This is a genomic window from Azospirillum sp. B506 (assembly GCF_000333595.1).
Lineage (GTDB): Bacteria > Pseudomonadota > Alphaproteobacteria > Azospirillales > Azospirillaceae > Azospirillum.
Genome location: NZ_BADK01000706.1, coordinates 1 through 1,950, shown reverse-complemented (window position 1 = coordinate 1,950; position 1,950 = coordinate 1). Strand labels below are relative to the sequence as shown.

3 protein-coding genes are annotated in these 1,950 nt (G+C 69.8%); all 3 read right to left on the bottom strand.

Annotation, left to right across the window (positions count from 1 at the left end; translation table 11 throughout):
• On the bottom strand, positions 1 to 652 hold a 652-nt coding region (locus I71_RS21105), incomplete at its 3' end, for an SGNH/GDSL hydrolase family protein (protein WP_244433962.1).
• Positions 649 to 1,434: an SGNH/GDSL hydrolase family protein gene (locus I71_RS21100; RefSeq protein ID WP_042697653.1), complete on the bottom strand. Its 786-nt coding sequence runs from the start codon at positions 1,432 to 1,434 to the stop codon at positions 649 to 651. The genes I71_RS21100 and I71_RS21105, both read right to left, overlap by 4 nt.
• Positions 1,435 to 1,465: 31 nt before the next feature.
• Positions 1,466 to 1,950, bottom strand: a 485-nt coding sequence (opgC, locus tag I71_RS21095) for an OpgC domain-containing protein (RefSeq protein ID WP_042697651.1), incomplete at its 5' end; no start/stop codon positions are given.

The window sequence follows — 1,950 nt, the reverse complement described above, 5'->3', positions numbered from 1 at the left end:
TGCCGCGGGTCTCCACCAGCGACCGCATCACCTCGAAGCGGTGGAACAGCCCGACATGGGTGTCGCTGGCGATCCCGGCGATGCGGGTCAGCATCGGGGCGACGCCGGTCTTCTCCAGCATCCTCGGGGCGTATTGCAGGTCCATCAGCACCACATCGACCCCGGCGGCGCGCAGTCGCGCCACGCCCTGCCGCACCGAGCGTTCGCTTAAGGACTGGTCGCCGTCGCGCAGAACCGTGTTGGCGCCGACCTGCCAGATCACCAGATCGGGCTTGGCGCCCAGCGCGTCGGCCTCGATCCGCGTCTCGGTCTGGTCGTCGGTCTCGCCGTTGATCCCGCGGTTCAGCACCGCGATGTCGGCGTTGCGGAACCGTTCGCTCAGATAATGGTCGAGCCGGGCCGGATAGGCCCTGTCGGGCGAACTCGCCCCCGCCCCGGCGGTGGAGGAGGAGCCGATGGCGACGATCCGGATCGGCATCCCGGCCGCGATGCGCTGCGACAGCTGCGTCAGGGGCACCGACAGCGCCGACGCGCCCCGCGGCAGCTGGCAACCGGCCGCCGGCGCGGGTTCGGCGGCGAAAGCCGGAGCGGAAACGGCCAGGGCGGCGATCAGCGACAGGGCACGGACGGCGGACGACAGGACAAAGCTCAATTGCTCGCTCCGCTGCGCCGGCCGACCGACAGGGGGTCGATCATCGTCGCGACGCTTTGTGCGAGCAATTGTCCGATGCATTGGTGAACGAATTCATAAGACCGCCGCTTCGCTTCGTCCGAGTCGTCGGCGAAATCGACCCGGCCCTCCTCCACCCAATGCCGCATGATGTCGTAGCGGGGGAAGTGGAAGACGTCCGAACTCTGGGCCAGCCAGGACATGTAGGACACATAGGGAGCGAAATCGATCAGCTGCGCCGTGTGCATGCTGTACTGCATGTCCATGATGACGATGTCGGCGCCGCGTCGCTGGACCTCGGCGATGCCGGATTGCAGCGCCGTGCCGAAGCTCTCCAGATCCAGGCTGCGCATGGCGTCGACCGTGCCGGTCTGCCAGACGACCAGAACCGGCCGCCGCTCCTCCACCGCCTGGACCAGCGGGGCGACCATGGCGGGGGCCGCTTCGCCGGGCAGGCTCAGTACGGCGGTGCTGACCTCGTGGCCGGGCAGGCGGCGCTTCAGCTCGCCGTCCAGCCGGCCGGGATAGCCGACGATGCCAGGCTTGGGCGGCGATTTGGCGGAGTGGACGACCAGCACCGACAGCGGCAGGCCGGCGGCAAGCTGCGCCGAAACCCGTGGCAGCACGCCGCCCGGGGAAAGCACGGACTCCGGCACGGCGCAGGCCGGGTCGATGGACGGGGCGGGCAGGGACTGGCCGGCCAGGACGCGATCCGGCGACGCGAACAGCGTGGCCGCCAGCAGGATCGCCGTGACCGTCAGCATTCGTCGCCCGCGCCCTCGCGCCATGCGCCCCTCATGTGCCCATCTTCGTGGTGGCGGTTCCCCGGTGGCGCCGCGCCCGCTCCGCCGACTGGTACCAGTTCAGGAAGCCCGCCATCAGCACCATCGCGGCGATGCCGAGCACGGTAACAAGGAACTGGGCGGAAAGCGAGCCGCTGACATGGACGAGCACGGTCTGCCCGGCGAAGGACAGCAGCACGCCCAGGCAGAAGACGTTCAAGGACTGCCGGCCGCAGGCGAGCACCGGGGCGGCCAGCGGCCCACGCAGCCAGGAGGCCCCCGCCGGCACCAGCCACAGCACCAGATAGGCCAGTGCGAAGAAATGCAGCAGGCGCAGCGGGTCGAGATCGGTCTTGCTGATGGGGTAGAGGATCTCGGTCAGCCACACCGGGATCAAGGCGTGGAGCGGGGCGAATTTCCCACGAAGTGTCAGGAACAGACCGCGCAGCAGCACCGCCCCCGCCGCAGCCGCCACGGGCGCCGGAACCGGGTCAGCCG

What these genes read in the sequence shown, in the direction of transcription:
- I71_RS21100 (WP_042697653.1), bottom strand. Translation starts at nt 1,434, where the DNA reads ATGCTGACGGTCACGGCGATCCTGCTGGCGGCCACGCTGTTCGCGTCG.